Source organism: Paenibacillus sp. FSL R10-2736 (assembly GCF_038000245.1).
Taxonomy (GTDB): domain Bacteria; phylum Bacillota; class Bacilli; order Paenibacillales; family Paenibacillaceae; genus Paenibacillus_AQ; species Paenibacillus_AQ phytohabitans.
Genome location: NZ_JBBOBN010000001.1, coordinates 4,192,545 through 4,213,734 on the forward strand (window position 1 = coordinate 4,192,545; position 21,190 = coordinate 4,213,734).

At 51.6% G+C, this 21,190-nt stretch carries 19 protein-coding genes; 7 read left to right on the top strand and 12 right to left on the bottom strand.

Annotated elements, in window-relative coordinates:
- Positions 1-225: 225 nt before the first annotated feature.
- Entirely contained in the window at positions 226-573 is a 348-nt protein-coding gene (locus NSQ73_RS18200) for a YugN family protein (protein ID WP_042136549.1), read from the top strand.
- Positions 570-1,838, top strand: a complete 1,269-nt coding sequence (gene ftsW / locus NSQ73_RS18205; protein WP_340987548.1) for a putative lipid II flippase FtsW — start codon at positions 570-572, stop codon at positions 1,836-1,838. Before NSQ73_RS18200 ends, ftsW begins: the two co-directional genes overlap by 4 nt.
- Positions 1,839-1,943: 105 nt before the next feature.
- Here the strand turns inward: ftsW and NSQ73_RS18210 are convergent, their stop codons facing one another.
- Positions 1,944-2,309: an Asp23/Gls24 family envelope stress response protein gene (locus NSQ73_RS18210; RefSeq protein ID WP_019911482.1), complete on the bottom strand. Its 366-nt coding sequence runs from the start codon at positions 2,307-2,309 to the stop codon at positions 1,944-1,946.
- 154 nt (positions 2,310-2,463) lie between these two features.
- Here NSQ73_RS18210 and cax point away from each other — a divergent pair, with 154 nt between their 5' ends.
- Positions 2,464-3,534: a calcium/proton exchanger gene (gene cax, locus NSQ73_RS18215; RefSeq protein WP_171716452.1), complete on the top strand. Its 1,071-nt coding sequence runs from the start codon at positions 2,464-2,466 to the stop codon at positions 3,532-3,534.
- 72 nt (positions 3,535-3,606) lie between these two features.
- Here cax and NSQ73_RS18220 read toward each other — a convergent pair whose 3' ends face one another.
- From NSQ73_RS18220 to NSQ73_RS18240, 5 genes are all read right to left on the bottom strand, one after another.
- Positions 3,607-3,909 carry a YlaN family protein gene (locus tag NSQ73_RS18220; RefSeq protein ID WP_039297956.1) on the bottom strand — a complete coding sequence of 101 codons (303 nt, stop codon included), beginning with the start codon at positions 3,907-3,909 and terminating at the stop codon, positions 3,607-3,609.
- 178 nt (positions 3,910-4,087) lie between these two features.
- Positions 4,088-4,333, bottom strand: coding sequence for an HPr family phosphocarrier protein (locus NSQ73_RS18225; RefSeq protein ID WP_042136544.1), 246 nt, complete (start codon positions 4,331-4,333; stop codon positions 4,088-4,090).
- A gap of 138 nt (positions 4,334-4,471) precedes the next feature.
- Positions 4,472-5,587, bottom strand: coding sequence for an aminopeptidase (locus NSQ73_RS18230; protein ID WP_042136541.1), 1,116 nt, complete (start codon positions 5,585-5,587; stop codon positions 4,472-4,474).
- 95 nt (positions 5,588-5,682) lie between these two features.
- The gene (locus NSQ73_RS18235) at positions 5,683-6,549 is read right to left on the bottom strand and encodes a hypothetical protein (protein ID WP_340987549.1); all 867 of its coding nucleotides are present in this window, start codon (positions 6,547-6,549) and stop codon (positions 5,683-5,685) included.
- 171 nt (positions 6,550-6,720) lie between these two features.
- Complete coding sequence (locus NSQ73_RS18240; protein WP_340987550.1) at positions 6,721-8,721, bottom strand: sensor domain-containing diguanylate cyclase; 2,001 nt, start codon at positions 8,719-8,721, stop codon at positions 6,721-6,723.
- A 391-nt stretch (positions 8,722-9,112) separates the two neighbouring features.
- Between NSQ73_RS18240 and rpsD the strand changes: the two genes are divergently transcribed.
- Together rpsD and NSQ73_RS18250 are read left to right on the top strand one after the other, a co-directional pair.
- The gene (gene rpsD, locus NSQ73_RS18245) at positions 9,113-9,712 is read left to right on the top strand and encodes a 30S ribosomal protein S4 (RefSeq protein WP_039297946.1); all 600 of its coding nucleotides are present in this window, start codon (positions 9,113-9,115) and stop codon (positions 9,710-9,712) included.
- A gap of 243 nt (positions 9,713-9,955) precedes the next feature.
- Positions 9,956-12,871, top strand: a complete 2,916-nt coding sequence (locus tag NSQ73_RS18250; RefSeq protein WP_340987551.1) for a transglycosylase domain-containing protein — start codon at positions 9,956-9,958, stop codon at positions 12,869-12,871.
- Positions 12,872-12,968: 97 nt separating this feature from the next.
- On the opposite strand, the gene acsA is transcribed toward NSQ73_RS18250, so the two are convergent.
- Complete coding sequence (acsA, locus tag NSQ73_RS18255) at positions 12,969-14,693, bottom strand: acetate--CoA ligase (RefSeq protein WP_340987553.1); 1,725 nt, start codon at positions 14,691-14,693, stop codon at positions 12,969-12,971.
- A gap of 160 nt (positions 14,694-14,853) precedes the next feature.
- On the opposite strand from acsA, the gene NSQ73_RS18260 reads away from it, so the two are divergent.
- Entirely contained in the window at positions 14,854-15,486 is a 633-nt protein-coding gene (locus NSQ73_RS18260; RefSeq protein WP_340987554.1) for a GNAT family N-acetyltransferase, read from the top strand.
- 27 nt (positions 15,487-15,513) lie between these two features.
- On the opposite strand, the gene NSQ73_RS18265 is transcribed toward NSQ73_RS18260, so the two are convergent.
- The 3 genes from NSQ73_RS18265 to NSQ73_RS18275 all read right to left on the bottom strand — a co-directional run bounded on the left by NSQ73_RS18265 (position 15,514) and on the right by NSQ73_RS18275 (position 18,144).
- Entirely contained in the window at positions 15,514-16,209 is a 696-nt protein-coding gene (locus tag NSQ73_RS18265) for a 5'-methylthioadenosine/adenosylhomocysteine nucleosidase (protein ID WP_340987555.1), read from the bottom strand.
- A 93-nt stretch (positions 16,210-16,302) separates the two neighbouring features.
- The gene (gene ccpA / locus NSQ73_RS18270; protein ID WP_340987556.1) at positions 16,303-17,313 is read right to left on the bottom strand and encodes a catabolite control protein A; all 1,011 of its coding nucleotides are present in this window, start codon (positions 17,311-17,313) and stop codon (positions 16,303-16,305) included.
- Between the two features lie 375 nt (positions 17,314-17,688).
- Positions 17,689-18,144 (bottom strand): hypothetical protein, encoded by a 456-nt coding sequence (locus tag NSQ73_RS18275; RefSeq protein WP_340987557.1) that lies wholly within the window; start codon positions 18,142-18,144, stop codon positions 17,689-17,691.
- 283 nt (positions 18,145-18,427) lie between these two features.
- Here NSQ73_RS18275 and NSQ73_RS18280 point away from each other — a divergent pair, with 283 nt between their 5' ends.
- Complete coding sequence (locus tag NSQ73_RS18280; protein WP_340987558.1) at positions 18,428-18,952, top strand: type 1 glutamine amidotransferase domain-containing protein; 525 nt, start codon at positions 18,428-18,430, stop codon at positions 18,950-18,952.
- Positions 18,953-19,054: 102 nt separating this feature from the next.
- On the opposite strand, the gene NSQ73_RS18285 is transcribed toward NSQ73_RS18280, so the two are convergent.
- Together NSQ73_RS18285 and NSQ73_RS18290 are read right to left on the bottom strand one after the other, a co-directional pair.
- Positions 19,055-20,464 carry a hypothetical protein gene (locus NSQ73_RS18285; protein WP_340987559.1) on the bottom strand — a complete coding sequence of 470 codons (1,410 nt, stop codon included), beginning with the start codon at positions 20,462-20,464 and terminating at the stop codon, positions 19,055-19,057.
- A 1-nt stretch (position 20,465) separates the two neighbouring features.
- Positions 20,466-20,990 (bottom strand): sigma-70 family RNA polymerase sigma factor, encoded by a 525-nt coding sequence (locus NSQ73_RS18290; RefSeq protein ID WP_171716462.1) that lies wholly within the window; start codon positions 20,988-20,990, stop codon positions 20,466-20,468.
- Positions 20,991-21,190: the final 200 nt, after the last annotated feature.

Here is a 21,190-nt window from a genome sequence, read left to right on the forward strand (position 1 = left end):
TTCTCCGGCAGCATACTTCGGACAAGCCTGCAGTCTGACTCTTCTATGTAAAGACCGGCCGCAGCATGCCATATATCTTTTATTGTAACAGAAACACAAAAAAGTGGGTATCAATAGGCCCGCTCTACCTTGCACAACCCCGTGAAACATACTATCATGAGGAGGAACATCGCAAATTTTAATTACAAATGTATCATTATACTTCATACAGGGGAGTTGTGCGCTATGATATTTGAGAACACGGGCCTCGAAGGATTGAAGAGTGACCTTCTTTATCTGGACGAGAGCGCAACCAAGGCCGGGTTTATCCGCTGGCAGTGGGAATACTACCGCGCTACATACGACTGCAAGATAGAAGACCGCCAGAACGGCGGCGAGTACTTCCTGCGGATCAACACCCGCGCTGTGGAAGGGAAGCTGGAAAAGGCGGATGCCATACTGGCCATTGAAGCCGTCTACTTGGGCAAAGCCACTTTCCCCCACGGTCTGGAGTATGAATCTAAGGTGCCTCAGGCGGTACTGGATACCGCAACGGAGCATATTCATCAATTGAAAGAGCTGCTGGAAGCTTGAGTACCGCGAAGGGAAAAACAGCCTCCAAAGCCAGCCTGCCCAAAAGAGGAACGCCCGATTTCCAGTTGCTTATTCTTACCCTGCTGCTCGTCGGCTTCGGTCTGGTCATGGTCTTCAGCGCGAGCTCCAGCTTAACCCTTGCCAGTGAGAAATTCAGCTATGACGCTTTTTATTTCGTGAAACGCCAGTTAGTCTGGGCCGTGCTGGGAAGCTTCGTCATGTTCACTGTGATGAATATTCATTACAGCAAGTTCAAGAAATGGTACGCTCCAATCTTCGTCATCACGCTGGTCCTTCTGCTCTTCGTGGCTACCACCGAGAGAATTAACGGAGCCAAGAGCTGGCTGAACATCGGAGGCCTCGGCATCCAGCCTACCGAGCTGGCCAAGATCTCTATCATTCTGTACCTGTCTGCACTCATCACCAAAAAAGGCGAACGTTTGCGGGATCTTCGCACCGGATACATTCCTGTGATGATCATCGTCGGTATTGTGGCCGGACTGATCATGATGCAGCCGGATCTGGGCTCTTGTCTGATTCTCGTGGCTACCAGCGGTCTTGTTATCTATGCCGGCGGCGCGAGCATGAAGCATATTCTTGGCTCAATCGGCTTGCTGGTCCTGGGTGTCGCACTTGTCATGGGAGCCAAGACAGCCATCGACTCCTTGTCGCCGCCGACCGAGAAGGCAGCGGCCAATCAGGATTACAGACAAGGCCGGATCGAGGCCTTCCTGGACCCCGAGAATAACTCGGAAGGCAGCGGCTATAACATTATGCAGTCACTGATCGCTTTGGGAGAAGGCGGGACACAAGGCTCCGGTTTCGGCCAAAGCATCCAGAAGCTGCACTATCTGCCGTACCCTTATACGGATTTTATTTTTGCCATTATCGGTGAAGAGCTCGGATTTGTAGGAACCTCCGTCTTCCTGTTGCTCTATCTGTATTTCATCTGGAGAGGCATTCTGATCGCGCTGCGGTGTACAGACCCCTTCGGCACATTGGTCGGCATAGGTGTGATGGGGCTGATTGCGATTCAGGCCTTTATCAATATCGGCGGTGTGACCAACACCATTCCGCTTACGGGAGTTACGTTACCCTTCATCAGCTACGGCGGCTCTTCCTTGCTGGTCACCATGCTCTGTATGGGGATTATGCTCAGCATCTCCAGGGAAACCAACCGTCCCTCCAAAGAGGAAGTCGTCAAGTCCGTCACTACCGTCAGACAGGTACGTGCGAATAGCCGTGCCAGCACGCGTGCCCGTTAAGAGGCTGCATCCTGACCGGTTGAATAAGGTATAACAAAAGGCAGTCCGGATAAATTCCCCGGACTGCCTTTTGTGTACCCGTCATGCGCTTTATGCAGTTAGCGCTTACGAGATCTCATCGTTCTTGAAGGCCACGCCTTCTACCTTAACATTTACCTCTACGATATGAAGCCCTGTCATGCTCTCCACAGCCTCGCGGACATTCTGCTGCAGCATCCGGCACACTTCGTGAATCGGCGTTTCATAGAGAACAATAATGCGCAAATCCACTGCCGCTTCCAGCTGGCCCACTTCAACAGTAACGCCCTTCTGCACATTCTTACCGCTCAGGCGTTTCGCCCAGCCCTCAGACAAACCGCCAGACATGGCTGCAATTCCGGGAGTCTCCAAAGCTGCCAATCCTGCAATTTTCGAGACAACATCATTCGATATCCGTATATTTCCCATTTCAAGTTGAAGTTGTTCTGCCATGCCATATCCCCCCTACACTCATTATCAATTATTGTAATTCGAAAACAGGCTAAAAAGCAAATGACTTTCTCGCATTCCCGTTTACAGTCAGGAACAATTTGGGTATATTGATTATGAATTCAACCTACATACAGAGACTGGAGTGTGCTTTACCTTGAAAAAATGGATCTCGCCGGCGCTGCTGGTCATCACCTTCCTCCTCAGCGCCATCGGACATTATGCGGACTGGGACCATACCCTGCAGTTCGTATTGTCCGCTATCTCGGTTATCTTCGTGGCCGGTTTCCTCGGCCGGGCGACAGAAAGCGTAGCCCACTATGCCGGTCAGCGGCTTGGAGGGTTCCTTAACGCCACATTCGGCAACGCTGCCGAACTGATCATCGCCTTCTTCCTGGTCAAAGAAGGACTTTTCGACATGGTCAAAGCCAGTCTCACCGGCTCGATCATCGGTAACCTTCTGCTGGTGCTGGGACTCAGTATTTTTGCCGGTGGTATGAAGTTCAAGGTTCAGAACTTCAATGTCACGCTCGCCGGGCTGAACGGATCGCTGATGATTGTTGCCGTCATTGCCTTGTTCGTGCCTGCCATGTTCTTCAACACCCACTCTATCACAGAGAAGGATACAGATGTACTCAGCCTTGTCGTCGCCGGCCTCCTGATTGCCGCTTACATGGCCTGGCTCGTCTTCTCTATGATTACGCACAAGAAATATCTCGCTGATGTAACGGATGACAGTGCAGAAGAGCTGCCAAATGAGCATGCTCCGGTCTGGTCCAGAAACCGTTCAATCCTCTATCTGGTGATCGCTACCGTTATGGTCGCTTTCGTCAGCGAATGGCTGGTCGGCACCCTTGAGACCCTGACAGAACGCTTCGGCTTCAGTGAGCTGTTCGTCGGTGCGTTCCTGGTGGCAATCATAGGTAATGCCGCCGAGCACAGTGCAGCCATTATGCTGGCCATGAAGAACAAGATCGGTGCTGCGGTAGAGATTGCCGTAGGAAGCAGTCTGCAGATTGCCCTGTTCGTTGCACCGGTGCTGATCTTTGCCAGCTACTTCATGGGCAACACCATGTCCATCGTATTCACCACCATCGAGATTGTAGCTATTGCTGTATCGGTATTTATCGCCAAGTCGATTATTCAGGACGGCTCAACCAACTGGTACGAAGGTCTGCTGCTGCTCGCGGTATATCTGATTCTCGGTGTATCGTTCTATCTGGTATAACAACTCTGCACAAAAAAAACGCACATGAGCGGCCTCCCGGGTCCCCGTGTGCGTTTTTATGAATGACCGGAATTACATCTCCCGCTCCTCAGCCTTCTTATTGAGTGCTTCGTACAGTACAGCCAAGTTGCGTTCCAGCTTGCTCAGGACCTGCTTGCCTGTGAATTCAGGCACCAGCCCGGCTCTGACCGCAAAATCAACCTCTCTGGAGAAACCATACATCTGGGTATCCAGCACTTCCTCATAGAGAGGGCAGTAACGAGTCGCCAAATTCTCCATCTGCACTTCAATAAGCTTCTCAATTTTATTGGCATCTTCTTGTAGAAGATTGATTGCTTTGATATTAAGCTGTTCCTGCAAATCCGATGAAGTCATGCATTATCCCCCCTATGTCCAAAAGTTACAGCTTCTACTGCTTATTATACTTAATATTAGTCGAAATCAGGACCTAATACAAGAATTCAGTTTACGATTCGTGAAGAACGGACAAATATTACGGGTCACACAGCAAAAACGCCCTGCCGCAAGGCCGGACGTCTTCGGTAATAATGGATTACTCCGCTACAACTGTAAAGTTCAAATTGTGCTTAGCAAATACTTCGCTCATTGCTTTCTTGGCTTCCTCGGCATCTGTGCCATGTACATGAAGCTCGTAGCTTTGGCTGGATACCAGAGTAGTGAACAGACCAAGGATACTCTTAACATCAATGTACTTGTTGTCCGCTTGTAGAACGATAGATGAATTAAACTGGCTGGCTGTTTGTGCAATATCCACGATTGCCGCATTGTTACTGGACATAGGAATCCCTCCGCAACTTGATAATAAACTTAAGTTCATTTGTAACCAATTCCATGATACATTGAATCCGCTTACTCACGCAAGGTGTTTCTTGAAAACAAGCTTGCAGGCTTGCATTTCAGAGCTTTGTATTACATTTTATTTCAGATTCTCGGGATTCAGACCTTCAAGCTCCGGCAGCACAAAAATCCCGTCCTTGCGGATCAGCACATCGTCAAAGTAAATCTCTCCGCCGCCGTACTCCGGACGCTGAATGAGCACGAGATCCCAGTGAATGGACGAACGGTTGCCGTTGTCAGTCACATCATAAGCCTGGCCCGGTGTAAAATGCAGGCTGCCTGCGATCTTCTCATCGAACAGAATGTCCTTCATCGGATGCAGAATATACGGGTTGAAGCCAATGGCGAATTCGCCGATATGGCGCGCGCCGTCATCGGAATCGAGTATTTCGTTTAACCGCACCGTGTCATTACTGGAGGCTTCGATGATTTTGCCGTTCTCAAACGTAAACTTCACATTCTCAAAAGTCACGCCGTTATAGAGCGTCGCAGCATTGTAGCTGATCGTCCCGTTCACAGAGTCACGCACCGGTGCGCTGTAGACTTCACCGTCGGGAATGTTCTTCTGGCCGGAGCATTTCTCTGCGCCGATGCCTTTGATGGAGAAGGTAAGCTCCGTTCCGGGACCGGCAATCCGCACCTTGTCTGTTCTGCGCATAAGCTCAGCCAGCGAATCCTGGGCTTTGTCCATTTTGGCATAATCCAGATTGCAGACCGCAAAGTAAAAGTCTTCAAAAGCCTCGGTTGTCGTATTGGCAAGCTGCGCCATACTGGCATTAGGGTAACGCAATACTACCCATTTGGTATGCTTGACGCGTTGTTCGCTATGTACCGGGTGGGAATAGAGTGAATTATAGAGCTTCATGTTCTCTTCGGGCACATCAGCCAGATCATTGACATTCTCACCGGCACGGATGCCGATATAGCAGTCCATCTGCTTCATCCGGTTCAGGTCGATCTCTGCCCAGGTCTGGATGCCTTCAGGTGTTGCATATTTAAGCATGCTGCGCAGAACGGTACGATCCGTCAGCTGTACAAATGCACGGCCTCCGGCTTTGCCCACTTCTTCCACTACTGCTTTAATTAAATCTCTTTCACTGCCGATCATTTCGACGAGCACATTCTCGCCGGGTTGTACGTTTACGGAATACCCTACCAGGTTCGCCGCAAGCTTCTGAATTCGTGGATCATTCATGTTTCTCTCTCTTCCTTCCTCATGCTGAAAATAAATATACCGTTATATTGTAGCACGCCCGCTAAAGAGCGCAAGCTCTTACGGCATGTGAGCTTTCATTGATAGCCATAGAAATCAACCTGTGTAATGTAGGTTTCTTCAGTAACCACTCCCGCACGGCCGGGGGAGGTTGTCGTCCGGTTACAGGTCAGCCGCGCGGGCAGATTGCGCTTCGCGTCTACCTTGAGATAATAAACCGTTCTGATACTGGCTTGCTTCAGTCTCTGCTGCAGTTCAGCCTGCTTCTGCTCCCATAATGCTGCGCGTGCCTCCAGCTCCTTAGCGGGCTCCCCAGCAGCCGTTCCAGCGGCAACCTGGCTAGCGGGCCTTATCGCCTGCATCTCCCGTTCCAGCTCCGCCGACAGCTGGCTGCGCGCTTCCTCCGGCGTCAGTTCAATGCGCAGCACGCGGGTTCCCCTGGCATTCCCCGCCTCCTCGGTTACCGTCTTCTCCAGCCCCTCCAACTCTTCCAGCTGCCGGAGCGGGTTCAGCGCCTCCAGCGGATTGCTCTCCTGCAGAGCCGGCGCTGCCTGCTGCGTCTTCCATTCACCGTCTTCCTTCACCAGTCTGGTGTAGTAGACCGGAACATCCCCTGAGCCCTGCTCAAGAGGATGCGGAGCTGATCCGGCGGCGGTACCCGGCTGGCTCCCGTCCGGCAGCAGGGAATATAAGCTGACCTTGTTATGGTCCGCCACCTTTCCTCCATAATAGAGTGAGGATTCCGGAACCGCCTTGCCGCCGACCAGCAGCGCTGCTGCCCCTTCGAAGGAAACGCCGTCACTGCCGTCCATCCCGGCCAGCACGAGACTCAGATCCTCGTCAGCCGGCCTGTCATTCATGACGCCGCAGCCGCTTACAGGAATCAAGCAGATCAGCAGGACAAGGGAGAGTATCCCTGCACGGGACAGCAATAATTTCACCATGGCATTCAAGACCTCCGGTCGGATTATCATTCATTCTTCCTAGGGTCTCCCTGATTGCAGGGCTTATACGCAAATTAACCCCAAAAACAACCCCACAAAGTGGAGCTTAGGCTTCGATGATGACTCAAGTACTTTGCGGGGGCCCCAACTAAATAAAAGAACCCTTGAGGCTTAGGCCCAAGGATTCTTAGCGGTATTCTCAACGATTTTGTTATCAATCACTACCTGGTTCCGGCCGTTGTTCTTGGCTTCATACAGCGCCATGTCCGCCCGGTAGAACAGCGATTCTACACTCACCCGCTCATCTGTCCAGCTCCACTCTGCAATACCGCAGGACACGGTTACACGCGGCTCCGTCTCCCCCATCACCCGCTTGCGGATGCGCTCGGCCACAAATACTGCCTGCTGCACCCCAAGCTGGGGCAGATACACGGCAAGCTCTTCTCCGCCCCACCTGGCGGCGATATCCCCCTGGCGGATCGAGGACTTCACAATTTCACTTACCTGCTTCAGTATCTTGTCACCCTTCTGGTGGCCGTAAGTGTCATTGACCGCCTTGAACTGATCGATGTCAACAACAATCAGCGTTCCGCAGAAATCCGTAGACTGCCGCTGTTTGATCTCCTCATCCAGATAATGCCGGGCGAAGAGCCCGGTCAGACTGTCGCGGTTCGCCAGTCGCCGCACTTCAGCATGCAGCCGCGCGTTGCCGACCGCAAGCCCGATATGCCCGGCCATAGCCTGCAGCAGCCTGTAGCTGTCATAGGAGAAGAAGTGGGCGTCCTTATGGGCAAGCATAATAGCCCCCCGGACTTCTCCCCCTACATTTAGCGGAGTGGCGATCAGCGACTGCGAGCCGGTAGCATCCAAAAGCTTAGACGTCACTCCGGCGGCGTACTTATAGTCGGATAGAAGAAGCGGCTCGCCTGAAGTATAGACCTTCCCGCCCAGTCCTTGCCCGGCTTCCACCAATTCCCCCAGCAGCGGGATATGATTGCAGGCAATGACTTCGAGTCCGCCTCTTTCTTCATTCATATGGAGGATGCAGCAATAATCGGCCTCGAACATCCCCAGCAGCTCCTCAAAGGCAAATTGAAAAATATCCCCAAGACGCAGGCTCTGATTGAGACGATGCGTAAGCTCATTACTCATGCGCAGCTCCCGGATAAGCTGGTTGGAGCGTTCATACAGCTTGGCGTTCTCGAATGCCGTGCCGGCCGTATCCGCAACCATGGTCAGAAAGCGCAGATCCACTTCACGGAAAGAGGGCTTGTCCATTACCATATGAAAGACACCATAGACACCCTGCTTGCCTCCGAGCGGAAGACCTACCTCGACCGTACAGCTGTCCTCACGACCGGCATGAAGCGCAACCCGGCCATCCTTGAAGGCCCTGGCACAGACGTCATTAATGGCCCAGTGGAGCGGCAGCGGTTTGACCTGAGGATGCGTACTGCGGTGGTCCTGCGACATGTACAGGTCCAGCCGCGCCCCGGGATACATCGCCGCAATACTGTCGATCACCTCGGTAAGCACAGCATCCACATCAATGTTGTCATGCATCCGCTGGACAATCTGAAAGAGCAGTGAACGGCGGCTGCTCTCCCGCTCGGCATGCAGGTGCACACCTGCAAGATCCGAAACAAATACATGCTCAAATTTATGATAAAAGCAGGTCTGGAAGTGCATCGACATCGCTTCTGCCGTATGTCTTCCCCCTTCGGCATACTGCTCTGACGGCATCTCACAGCCGAGGACCGCGAATATTTCCCCGTGCCCGCGTGTGAAAATCGGCATAGCTAATAATGTCCGCGCCTGTCCAGCCTCCTGAACCTCAATGGCATGCATCCCGCCAGAGCGCAGGCAGGCTCCCGCCGCCTCTTCCCATTCTGACTTCCAGCGCCCCTGCCGGAATTCGTATATGGGATCAATCCATTCTGCTTCAAAGTTCAGTACACACCAGTTCCAAGACTTGGCGAAGGACGGGACGGCCTGTCCCAGCCATTCATTGAAACTCTCGGCAATCAGGTTGGCTGCATAAGGAAAATCATGGGACACTATGTCCGTCTCCCTCAGCCAAGCAGCGGGATCTTCATAATCTCCGCCTGATTGCTTGGTGTCCTGTAACAGCATACGACTGCCCTTGCGGTCGTATGCTTCCTGCTCCGACATAAAGAGGATCCCCTTTGCTATTTGATATCAAATTTTCCCGATAGCATCTAATTAGCTATATTTTACTCCCTTTTCTTAGGTATTGCATCATATTTTCCTCAAAACCGGGATTTTTTTTAGGACCAAAGAACTAACGACAAAGACAGACAAAAACTCTTTTAAGTTGCGCTTGACTTTGACTGTCATTTTCATATAATATTTATTGTTGAACAAGACTGTAACAAGTCTTAATTGGGCGTAACGTTGTGTCACCCTCTACGCATTTCGTTACTGCCAGGGCAGCGGCTGAACTTCCCTCGGCAGTGTGAAACCATCTAACGCTTTCACGGATACGATTTGCGGCGCAAATAGGCCCTACAATACATTTTCAAATTAAAAGGAGTCTACTATAATGGCACGTTACACCGGACCTAAATTCAAACTCAGCCGCCGTCTGGGCATTTCCCTAAGCGGTACAGGCAAAGACCTGAAACGCCCTTTCCCACCAGGACAGCACGGCGCTAACCAACGCAGAAAAGTAAGTAACTACGGAATGCAGCTTTTGGAAAAACAAAAACTGCGTCACATGTACGGCTTGGGCGAAAAGCAGTTTAAAACTCTTTTCACCAAAGCACAAAAGCTCCAGGGTATCGCGGGCGAAAACTTCATGTTCCTGCTCGAAAGCCGCTTGGACAACCTGGTTTACCGTCTTGGATTTGCTAACTCCCGTGCAGGCGCACGTCAGCTGGTATCCCACGGCCACGTAACCGTTAACGGCAAAAAAGTCGACATCGCTTCTTACCGCGTAAGCGTGGGCGACGTTATCGGACTTCGCGAAAGAAGCCGCGCTATGGGTTCTATCAAAGAAGCTCTTGACAACCGCTCCCACCTTCCAGGCTACTTGGAATATGCTGATGGTTCATTCGAAGGCAAATACATTCGTTTGCCGGAACGTGCCGAGCTGTCCCAAGATATCGATGAGAAACAAATCGTCGAATTCTACAACCGTTAAGATTCTGCTTCCAGCGAATCTGATCAAAGCTCCCGGATACTTTATCCGGGAGCTTTTTTTGTTCTATCCCCCCTTTTGCGTACCGGTACTCCTATAGTTTGCTCCCGGAAACAACACTTGGGACTATTCCGTTCTCAGAATCTTTGGCAAAAGCAACGTCAGAGTAAATCCCCTGCGGCAGAAGCGCATTCAAAATCGCCAAATTGTGCTATAATAGTTCCGTTAAAAGGAGGATAATCGTCGATGGTTGAGGAGAATAAGAAGAAGACCGCAAAACAGCGTCCACCGCGCAGATCCTGGCTCCGCAGGTTCGGTTCAGTCGTGAAGTGGATGTTTATACTCGGTATACTCGGCATTCTGTTTGCCGGTGGCGCTGTGGCAGGCTACGTGACTTCGATAGTGAAAGATGACCCTGTCCGCACCGAAGAATTAATTCAACAGGAAGTCAGCCAGAACGCCATTACCGGCTTTGCCTATTTCAGTGACGGGCAGCCGATCGGCCAGCTCCGGACGGAAGAAGACCGCAGACTCATTGAATTCAACGATATTCCACAGCTTGTGATTGATGCCGTTCTCGCTATAGAGGACAATAATTTCTACAATCATAAAGGGGTGGATTTCAACGGCACCCTGCGTGCAGTCAAGCAGAGGCTGCTGAACGAATCCGTTCAGACCGGGGGCAGCACGCTGACCCAGCAGCTGGCACGCCGCGTGTTCCTGAATCTGGACCGCACAGAAGACCGCAAGGTGAAGGAGATCCTGCTGTCGCTGCGGCTGGAACGTTTTCTGTCCAAGCAGGAAATTTTAACGGCATACTTAAATAAGGTTCCTTTCGGGAACGGTTCGAACGGTTATAATGTATTCGGCATCAAGGCTGCCGCCAAAGGCATCTTCGGTCTTGATGATCTGGAAAAGCTGAATGTGGCACAAGCGGCTTATCTGGCCGGCCTGCCCCAGCTCCCATCCAAATACTCCGCCTTCAACGGCGTAGGCGAATTCAATGAGACTGCCTTTGGCCGGGCCATGGACCGCCAGCGCCTGGTGCTGCGGCGGATGCTGGAAGAGAACAAGATTACTACATCGCAGTATGATGAAGCCCTGCTCTTTGATATCAAGGGCTCGCTTGCTCCGCATACGAAGAAGGCTTATGCTACCTTCCCTTATCTGATGCTGGAGACAGAGCGCAAAGCGGCTGAAATTATGCTGACGCTGAACGAAGACAACACAAGTGCTGCTTCGGATTCTGCTGCTACCACCACCGACAACACGCTGCTTCTCGAGGAAGCCCGCCAGCAGCTGATGACCGGGGGCTACCGGGTATACACTACCATTGATAAGAAAGTGTACAGCGCGATGCACAGCATCTCGGAAGACAGTGATAACTTCACGAAGGACAGCAAGGCCAGAGGCAAGGAACAGACGGCCGGCATCATGATTAACAATAAGACCGGAGCGATTCTCGGGATGATTGAAGGGCGTGACTTCAACATCGAGCAAATGAATTATGCTACCCAGATGGTCCGCCAGCCCGGTTCCACCATGAAGCCGATTGCCGCGTATCTGCCTGCGCTGGATGCCGGATTAATCCAGCCAGCCGGCATCCTGGATGATGCCCCGATTATTATGAAGGACGGCGGCAAGGGCTTCCACATTCCGAAGAATGCCAATAACCGCTATCAGGGGCTGGTTACCGCCCGTTACGCCCTGAATAAATCCCTCAACCTGCCGGCCTTGAAGCTGTTCAATGACAAGGTTGGCATTGAGAATGCCTGGACTTTTTCCAAAAAGCTGGGGATTACCACGATTCAGGACGATGATTATAACGCACAGACCGGAGTAATCGGGGGGCTGCGTTACGGGGTTTCCGTTGAAGAATTAACGAATGCCTATTCCTCAATCGGCAATCAGGGCGCATTCAATGATGCTTATATGATTGAGAAGATTGTAGACTCCCAAGGCAAGATCATCTATCAGCATAAAGTGAATCCGGAGCAGGTCTTCTCCGAGCAGACCGCTTATCTGATGACGGATATGCTGCGCACAGTAATAACAGACGGTACGGCAAGTACAGTCAAAAGCAAATATGAGCACTTCAAAGAAGTTCCGATTGTCGGCAAAACCGGTTCTACGCAGAACTACGGGGATGTCTGGTTCATGGGCTATACTCCGGATGTTACCCTGGGCATGTGGGTTGGGTACAAAGAACAGATTAACACCCTGCAGGGAGATACGCAGAAACGGCAGGCGCAGACTTTGTGGACCAAGGTTATGAATACCGTGATCGACAAACGTCCGGAGCTGTTCGTGACGAAGGAATTCCCGAAGCCGGAGGGCATCGTCAAAGCGACGGTCTCCGCTTACAGCGGCAAGAAGCCGTCGGAGCTGACGGATAAATTCACCACGGACCTGTTCAACGCCAAGTTCGTACCCACAGAAAGTGATGACGGAATCTCCAAAGCCAAATATATCACCTACAACGGGGTGAATTACCTTCCGCTGGAAGGAACGCCGGAGGATTTCCTGAAAGAGAAGATTGTCGTCAAACGCGAGAAACCGATTCAGAGCTTGGTCAAAGAACTGCTTGCGGCCTTCCCGGCCATGAAAGAACATGAATCTCTGTCGTACTACATGCCGGAAGATGCCAAGACAGACTTCCCGACTGAGGTGGACCCCCGGGTGGATGACGGCAACGCGCCTAGTGCTCCGGGTGAAGTGATGGTCTCCTACAGTTCAGGCAAAGCTGTAGTTACCTTCACTCCAAGCGGATCATCCGATGTTGCGGGTTACCGGTTATACCGTTCACTGAACGGCGGCTCCTTCCAAAAGCAGGCTGTGCTATCAGCCGGTGAGAGTACCGTCTTCAAGCCCGGCACGCCTGCCAGCGCCAATGCCACCTTCTATGTGGCTGCTGTAGACGTTGCAGGGCATGAGACAGCCTCCGGCAGTGTAGCCGGGACTCAGCCTACACCAGAGCCGACGCTGCCTCCGGAGGAAGTGCCGGGCTCTGACGGCACGGAGCCAACGCCGGATCCGGGTATTATCCCGGAAAGCAGCGATGATCCGGGAATGATCATTGTCCAGCCGCCGGGCGGCAATGAAGCAACGCCGTCTGGCAGCAGTAACGGAGCTGGCGGCAATACCGGTGCAACCACGCCATAAGCTATAGTCTATGGATGGCACCCATTGAATGAACTGCAAAAGACCGTTCCCTGTATCTGAGGGAACGGTCTTTTCTATAGGCTGGCTGATATAGGCTTCAATCCTCAATCGTAGATAAATCGCCTGCCGGAAGATGCAGCTCCCAGGCCTTCAGGACACGGCGCATAATTTTGCCGGAGCGGGTCTTCGGAAGCTTCTCCTTGAATTCAATCTCGCGCGGCGCAGCATGGGCAGAGAGGCCCGCTTTGACAAATGCAGCAATCTCGTCCTTCAGCTCTGCAGTCGGGGAGTATCCATCCCGCAGTGAAATGAACGCTTTGATAATCTCTCCGCGCATCACATCCGGCTTGCCGATCACTCCTGCCTCAGCCACCGCCGGGTGTTCAACCAGTTTGCTCTCCACCTCGAAAGGACCGATCCGCTCTCCGGAAGAATTGATTACATCATCAATCCTGCCCTGGAACCAGAAGTAACCGTCTTCGTCCATATAAGCCGAATCCCCGGAAATATACCATCCGGCAATCCGGAAGTATTCATCATATTTGGCCTGATTGTTCCATACCTTGCCCATCATCGACGGCCAGGGTGTGCGGATCGCCAGGTTGCCCATCGAATACGGCGGCAGAATATTGCCGTGATCATCCAGGATCGCGGCTTCAATTCCGGGCAGCGGCCGCCCCATGGAGCCGGGCTTGATAGCCATCCCCGGATAATTGCAGATCAGCTGCGCACCTGTCTCCGTCATCCACCAGGTGTCATGAATCCGCTGTTGGTAGAATTTATCCCCCCAGCGCACGACTTCCGGGTTGAGCGGTTCCCCTACAGACAGAACATGGCGCAGACTGCTCAGATCAATATCCTGAAGGCTTCCTTCCCCTGCGCCCATCAGCATACGGAATGCCGTAGGTGCACTGTACCACACCGTAACCCCATAGCGTTCGATGGTCTTATACCAATCCTGCGGGCTGAAGCGGCCTCCCCGGATCACGTTGGCTACTCCGTTTAGCCAGGGAGCGAAGATCCCGTAAGAGGTTCCGGTCACCCAGCCGGGATCTGCCGTACACCAGTACACATCATCCGGACGCAAATCCAGTACAACCTTGCCTGTATAATAATGCTGAATCATTGCCCGCTGCACATGATAGATGCCCTTAGGCTTACCGGTGGACCCGGAGGTATAATGCATGATCAGACCATCCTCAAGACTCAGCCATTCCGGTTCCAGCTCTGCTGAAGCTGCAGCCATTTCCTCTTCATAACTCAGGAGCCCCGGATCTTCAGCTGCGGAACCTCCGACCAGAATAATGTGGCGCAGCCCCGGAAGCTGGTCGCGCTTCACCCGCTGCAGCAGCTCCGGCGTAGTCACCAGCGCCACCGCTCCGCTATCCTCCAGGCGGTCCTTCACTGCCGTTTCCATGAACGCCTCGAACAGCGGTCCTGCTACGGCTCCCACCTTCAGAATGCCCAGCAGGCTGAAGTACAGCTCCGGTGTGCGCGGCATGAAGATGAATACCCGGTCCCCTTTGCCAATCCCATATTTATGGAGCACATTACCGAACTTGTTCGACCGTTCACGCAAGTCGGCAAAGGTGTACCTCTCCTCGCGCACAGTATCACTATAGATCAAAGCAGTAGCTGCTCCCCGCCCTTCCTGCACATGACGGTCTACGGCTTCATGAGCCATATTCACCTTACCTGTCCCATGCCAGGAGAAGCTTCTCTCGACATCCTCCCACCGGAATTCGTCAACAGCCCTTGAATAATCCTTCATATTCGAGTGCTGCACACGGCCCGGCAAAATTTCGCTGTGGACTTGCCCCATTACTCTTGCCTCCCCTACTGGTTTGATTTAAGCTTTAAGGGTAAGAATCTCTTAACTGCAATGATGTCAACGCGCTAAATGTGAATTTTTCGTGTCGGAACCAGTATATCACAGGAAGCGGTTACATTCCATAATATAGTGAACCGGAGGGAGCCCAATCATGGAGCACTGCAAAATCCCCGTGTCCCATACCTTAGAGCATAAAGACAGGCTTATATCCGTTGAAGGACCTTTATCTCCGGATACTCTCAAGCTCCTGGCTATGCACCGCGATCTGGATGCCTTCCGGAAGCCGCAGGAGCAGCTGGAAGCATTGATCGAGATATCAGGACTGCCGGAGGGCCGGGTCGTCGCTGCAGTGGTCTCAGGCGTTATAGTAGGGTATGTCACCTTTCATTATCCGGATGAGCTGGAGCTGTGGTCCCAGGGAGGGATGGAAGATCTCGTAGAGCTGGGGGCCATCGAAGTCGCGGATGAATACCGGGGATGCGGGATTGCGAAGCTGCTGGTCTCCAGTGCTTTTGAAGAAGGGCAATTGGAGAACTGCATCGTATTCACTACGGAATATTATTGGCATTGGGATCTGAAGGGCAGCGGCCTCACGGTCTGGGAATACCGGCAGATGATGGAGAAGCTGATGAAGACCGTAGATATGGTGTGGTATGCCACGGATGACCCGGAAATCTGCTCCCATCCGGCCAATTGCCTGATGGTCCGCATGGGCCAGGCTGTTCCGCTGTCCTCCCGCGAGACCTTCGACCGGGTCCGCTTCAGACAGCGGTTCATGTATTGATAGGGCCGGAATTGCATTACGCGGAGCTTACATTGCCTTCAGCATATACTCCAGTATGGCGTGTGAACGTTCCGAAGCAGTCACCGTGAACTCACGGTAATTGACATGGGCCGAACCATCCGCTTTGTCAGACATGGAACGGATGATCACAAACGGCATCCCGTTCATATTGCAGACCTGGGCGACAGCGGCCCCCTCCATCTCGGCACAAGCTCCGTCCAGCTGCTCACGCAGCACGGTAACGGTATCCTTACTTGCAATAAACTGATCTCCTGACAGTACAATGCCTGTCACAGACTTCTGCTTCAGCTCCCGGCACGCCTGCTCCGCCAGCTTCACCAGCTGCGGATCTGCCGGAAATGAAGAGGTCTCCTGGTAGGGAATCACCCCTCTGGCGTAACCAAGCGCTGTCACATCCATATCGTGCTGGATGCACTGCGATGAAATGACAATGTCCCCGATATTCAAATCGGGATGCACTGCACCTGCCACACCAGTGAACAATACCCGCGAAACGCAGAAGCTGTCCAGCAGAATCTGCGTTGTTACTGCAGCATTCACCTTGCCGACCCCCGATTTGCAGAGCACCGCTGTTTTGCCGAATACAGTTCCCTTATGGAAGGTAATCCCCGCCTTCACGGTTGTCTCTCTATTCTCCATTTCCTCAAGCAGCAGCATAATCTCTTCATCCATTGCGCCAATCAGACCCAGAACTTCACTCATCCTTAACCCTCCCATTTATAACTTCCTGAAACATAAAAAGCTCCCGAAGGAGCTTCCTACGTACCTTATATTCACTTGTTGAACGGACAAATCTTATTTGTTCACATGGTTGACGGACAGGCGAAGAATGGTTTCATGCGGCAGAATAACCCGCGGGTTCTCCACCGTTTCCTTCTTCATCAGTTTCGTCAGCAGTCTCATCGCTACTGCTCCCAGATCGTACATTGGCTGTGCCACAGTAGTGAGCAAAGGACGAACCATAGATGCCATCCGGATATTGTCGACACTGATGATCGAGAAATCGTCTGGAACCTTCATTCCTTCATCCTGAATACTGTGAATTGCCCCAATGGCCATCTCATCGGTTGCTGCAAAAATAGCGGTTGGTTTCTTCTTAAGGCCGAGGAAATACTTCATCGCTTCGACACCGGATTCGTAACGATAGTTACCGATGCGGACGAGATCCTCCTGGTACTCAATGCCTGCCGCTTCCAGCGCTTTCTTGTAGCCGTGGAACCGGGCATAGCCGTTCGCGGGATCCTGCAGTGTTCCGCTGATCATTGCAATCTCACGGTGGCCGTGACGGATGAGCGTGTTCACTGCATCAAACGCAGCCGTCTCATGATCGATATCGACGGAAGGGTAGGTGCCCTTCTCATCACGAGTGGCGCAGAGCACAATTGGAACTGCTGAGGTCTGGAAGGCCTGAATATGCTCCTCCGTAACGGTTCCGCCCATGAAGAGCAGCCCGTCCACTTGTTTCTCAAGCAGCGTGTTAATAACACGAATTTCCTTCTCCTTGCGCTTGTCCGCATTACACAAAATGATATTGTAGTGATACATATTGGCAATATCTTCAATCCCGCGTGCAATTTCCGCAAAAATCGAGTTGGAGATATCAGGGATAACAACCCCAACGGTTGTCGTTTTCTTGCTGGCGAGACCTCTCGCCACGGCATTTGGACGATAGCCCAAACGCTCAATCGCTTCAAAAACCTTCTTCCGGGTCTGCGGTTTCACGTTCGGGTTATTATTCACAACCCGTGATACCGTAGCCATAGATACGCCTGCTTCTCGAGCTACATCGTAAATGGTTACCGTCAAATTACTCTCTCCATTGCGATAAATTTTATCGTTCGACTAATTAAAATTATGATACGACACTTTGTACAATTGTGCAATGATAACGCTTCATTTTCCTTTCAAAATTTCTTTCAAAGGTTGAAACGCCAGTCCTGGCGCGGCTTTTACGCCTTCCGCCAATTCCTGATACTCCAATAACTCCCAGCCGTAAACCGCTTTAAATTTCAGAAATGCAGCGGCGGATCAAAGCCGATATTGCGCTCCAACCACCGGACAGCTGCAGCAATCCTGTAATCTCTTTCTATCGTATCAAAAAGTGCGTGAAAAATCCAACATTCGTTGAAAGATTTTCATTGATTTTGCAGAAAAATTTTTCAAAACGCCAAAAAACGCCATTTATTTGGCACTTTCTGCCGATTGAGCCGTTAATTGGGACAGTCTAAGTCCAGTTTCACCCATCCATGACCTGTCGGACATATCCACAGCTAAGCGGTAAATGTCCAATAGCAGATCAATCCGCCCCTGAATCGCACTCCGGATGGACTCCTCCAGTTCAGGCAACCCGCCGGCAAATAAACCGGAAGCAAACGTTTCCTTCAGCACACTGGCCCACTCATTGCGCTCTGCAAATGAGAGCTGCTTCCGGCCAGGCGGATTAGCAGCAAGCTCACCGATGAGCTTCCCCAGATCCCGTTTGATCACGGGCAAAGGTTCATAGCGGGCACACTGCCTGCAGGTATATACCGGTACATGAGTAATTTTGATCTTTGCACTATAAATCAGCGTATGCATATGTATGGTCATGATCCCGCCGCAGCCGCATGACTTCTTCATTAAATTATCTTTATACATCTCCCACACCTCAGAATGATCTTTTAATAATCCAAGCAGAAACAGCTACGCCGTCCTGGAACAATTATTGCGTGAAGCCTATCCATTATCTTTCAAAAAACACGTAAGGTTACCTGTTCAGATGCTATATTCGACCTTACTCCTGCGAATCCCTGCCGTTTTGCATATAATGATTTAATTGGCAAAATACTTAGACTTTACCATATGAAAGGTGACTTCAACTTTTTCTTTTGATAGAATGGCTTAGAACCGAGATGTTATTAACCGGAAGGAGCTGCATGGAATGAGACTGGCTGGCAAAAAGGTTATAGCGCTTGTAGATGATGAGTTTGAAGATTTGGAGCTCTGGTATCCTGTGTACCGCGTGCGGGAAGAAGGTGCCGAGGTTCATTTGGCCGGACTGGAGAAAAACAAGACCTATGTGGGCAAATACGGCGTACCCGCCACCGCTGAATATTCATGGGATGAACTGAACGCAGCTGATTATGACGGCATCCTGGTACCCGGAGGCTGGGCTCCCGACAAAATCCGCCGTTACAGCGCAGTGCTGAAGCTCGTACAGGATTTCAATGCTGTGAAAAAGCCCATCGGCCAGATCTGCCATGCCGGCTGGGTACTGATCTCTGCCAAAATACTGGATGGCGTGACCGTCACTTCCACTCCAGGCATCCGTGATGATATGGAGAATGCCGGAGCCATCTGGAAGGACGAGCCTGTGGTAACCGACGGACATATCATTTCCGCCCGCCGTCCACCGGATCTGCCGCCTTACGGCAAGGCTTTCTGCGATGCGCTGGCGGGGGAATAAGGCCGTAACCTATTGAAATTAAGTGAAACTAATACGTGAAGATACATGAAGAGCCCTGTTCACCGCTGTAGCGGCGAGCAGGGCTTTTTAAATTACATTGTGTTATTTGCGAAGAGTAAGCTCTGCTGAACCTTTAATCAGATTCGGGTAACTGATGATCTTGAAAGTCAAAGGCTGCGGCAGCTCAGCCGTTCCCAGCTTGTATCCAAACTGAATCGGAGGAACCTTGTCGTCAGCATGAGCAGGATCAATAACAGGCACCGCGGAATTATACGTAGCCGTATGCAGCTTGCCCGCTCCGTCCTTGAACGTCTGGTCCAGAATTACATTTGCGGTATAAGCAGTACTTTTATTGCTTGGTCGCAGATATTCCAGAATCAGGCTGTGAGTGTTTGACGCAGCGGTTATCCGCAGGCGGTCGTCAGGTCCTTTGATTATTTGCTTCTTATCCGTATCTACTATCAGCTCCTGGGCGGATTTCTCAAGACCGACGACACCATCAATTTGCAGCTTCATGGTGCCTAACGATAATTCACTTCCCGGGAACATGAGGAACTGTTTGCCCTCAACATTAATCGATGCTTTTGAATACAATGCAGTGAAATCATTACCGCCTCCAAGCAGAATATGCGGGCTGTTCAGACCGAATATTTCCACGGAATTCTGCGGGCTGTATGCAGTTTCCACATAGATGCCAGTTGCAGCTATATATACGTCCCCGATCTTAACATCCTGGCCCGCGATTTCCATTGTACGGTTAATGGATACGGTCTCTCCGGACCGTGCAACAGCATTCTGCTCAATGGTAATCGGGACATACACCTCATTGGTTGTCGCAAAATTCTGTATGCCATCGACCACCCCGCCTACCGGCCCCACCACACTCAGCTTTACCGCCATCCGCTCCGGCAGCTTCGTATAATTGCGGTTCCAAAGTGCTTTTTGGTATCCTCGTGTTACTCCAGATACAGCTTTCGGATTACTGCTGAAGTAAGCCCCTTGTCCTAGTTCTATATCTGCAACTGTAGTCACTGAGAGCGAATAAGCAGATGCACTTAAGTTCTTATTCTCCAGCTTATAGAAAAAGAGGATTCCCATCCGGTCTGCTGCAACGGCTTCCACTGTCAGAACATACCCATCCTTCTCTGCTGTTGCGCCGCTTAACGGCTTAATGAGGCCTGCGGCAAAAGCTGAAGTAACTGTAGAATCACCTCCGGCAACTTTGCTGTAAGCATCAAACCACTTCATATCCTGCGCCGTGACCTGTGAGCTCAGAGCAGAACTTCGCGGCTTCAAAGCCTCGCTCCCCCAAGGAAAAACGAACAGCAGCAGAATCGCCAGCATAGCCGCCGAACCCAAAACATAACGCGCTTTTAGAGACATATTGAATTTCTGCGACCGGGTTATCCCCTTGCGAATTGCAGCATTCAGCTTCAGCTCAGCAATTTCATCCGCTTCGACTGACAGACTGTGATAATACTCCTTCAGCAGTGTTTCTTCACTCGTAGCCATCCTAAAGTCCCCCTCTAATTCTCATTTTGTCGCGCAGCTGCTTCAGTCCCTTGTTCAGCCAAGTTTTGACCGTCCCTTCAGGCTTGCCCAGCACCTCGGCGATTTCGGTCAGTGTCATATCCCGGTAATACTTCAGTACAAGCACCTGGCGGTATTTCGGCTTGACCCCATTCAGCGCCTGCTCCATATCCAGCTTACGGTCACTGGTCATCTCCTGCAGGCCGCCGCTAACCGGAACCGGACCAGGAGACGCCAGACGTTTTCTCCGCTTCAATTCATCTTTACAGCAGTTGATCAGAATTCTTGTCAGCCAGGGCGCAAACCGGTCCGTATCCTTCAGACTCCCACGCTTGACCCAGGCTCTGTATGTAGTTTCCTGCACCACTTCAAGCGCCTCCGCTTCACTCCGCAAGTAGCTATAGGCTATGCTGTACAGTATTTTTTTCTGCTCTAGCACCCGGCTGATGAACAGCTGCTCCTGCTCATTTAAGACCCGCATCCGCTCGCCTTCCCAAACATTCTCCATCCCGCATCCTCCCTCTGTTTTTTTTGATTTCTGTATATACTGACTGCGCAGCGCCGCAAACGGTTTTACTTTTTGGGACAAATAAGATAAACGGGTTAGAAATTCTCTCTTTGAGGAGTCTGTAACAGCTGTGATTCACAGCAAAAAGCCCGGCGTGTATGGGTTGACCACCACGCCGGACTTTATATTAGATAAGCTCA

Excerpts from the sequence above, each read along its gene's own strand:
- NSQ73_RS18265 (WP_340987555.1), bottom strand. The coding sequence starts at position 16,209 with ATGAGTGAAGTTCTGGGTCTGATTGGCGCAATGGATGAAGAGATTATG.
- acsA (WP_340987553.1), bottom strand. The coding sequence starts at position 14,693 with ATGGGGCAAGTCCACAGCGAAATTTTGCCGGGCCGTGTGCAGCACTCG.
- NSQ73_RS18235 (WP_340987549.1), bottom strand. The coding sequence starts at position 6,549 with ATGGTGAAATTATTGCTGTCCCGTGCAGGGATACTCTCCCTTGTCCTG.
- rpsD (WP_039297946.1), top strand. The coding sequence starts at position 9,113 with ATGGCACGTTACACCGGACCTAAATTCAAACTCAGCCGCCGTCTGGGC.
- NSQ73_RS18240 (WP_340987550.1), bottom strand. The coding sequence starts at position 8,721 with ATGTCGGAGCAGGAAGCATACGACCGCAAGGGCAGTCGTATGCTGTTA.
- NSQ73_RS18280 (WP_340987558.1), top strand. The coding sequence starts at position 18,428 with ATGAGACTGGCTGGCAAAAAGGTTATAGCGCTTGTAGATGATGAGTTT.
- NSQ73_RS18260 (WP_340987554.1), top strand. The coding sequence starts at position 14,854 with ATGGAGCACTGCAAAATCCCCGTGTCCCATACCTTAGAGCATAAAGAC.
- NSQ73_RS18230 (WP_042136541.1), bottom strand. The coding sequence starts at position 5,587 with ATGAATGATCCACGAATTCAGAAGCTTGCGGCGAACCTGGTAGGGTAT.
- NSQ73_RS18200 (WP_042136549.1), top strand. The coding sequence starts at position 226 with ATGATATTTGAGAACACGGGCCTCGAAGGATTGAAGAGTGACCTTCTT.
- NSQ73_RS18210 (WP_019911482.1), bottom strand. The coding sequence starts at position 2,309 with ATGGCAGAACAACTTCAACTTGAAATGGGAAATATACGGATATCGAAT.
- NSQ73_RS18285 (WP_340987559.1), bottom strand. The coding sequence starts at position 20,464 with ATGGCTACGAGTGAAGAAACACTGCTGAAGGAGTATTATCACAGTCTG.
- NSQ73_RS18250 (WP_340987551.1), top strand. The coding sequence starts at position 9,956 with ATGGTTGAGGAGAATAAGAAGAAGACCGCAAAACAGCGTCCACCGCGC.
- NSQ73_RS18225 (WP_042136544.1), bottom strand. The coding sequence starts at position 4,333 with ATGTCCAGTAACAATGCGGCAATCGTGGATATTGCACAAACAGCCAGC.
- NSQ73_RS18275 (WP_340987557.1), bottom strand. The coding sequence starts at position 18,144 with ATGTATAAAGATAATTTAATGAAGAAGTCATGCGGCTGCGGCGGGATC.
- NSQ73_RS18220 (WP_039297956.1), bottom strand. The coding sequence starts at position 3,909 with ATGACTTCATCGGATTTGCAGGAACAGCTTAATATCAAAGCAATCAAT.
- NSQ73_RS18290 (WP_171716462.1), bottom strand. The coding sequence starts at position 20,990 with ATGGAGAATGTTTGGGAAGGCGAGCGGATGCGGGTCTTAAATGAGCAG.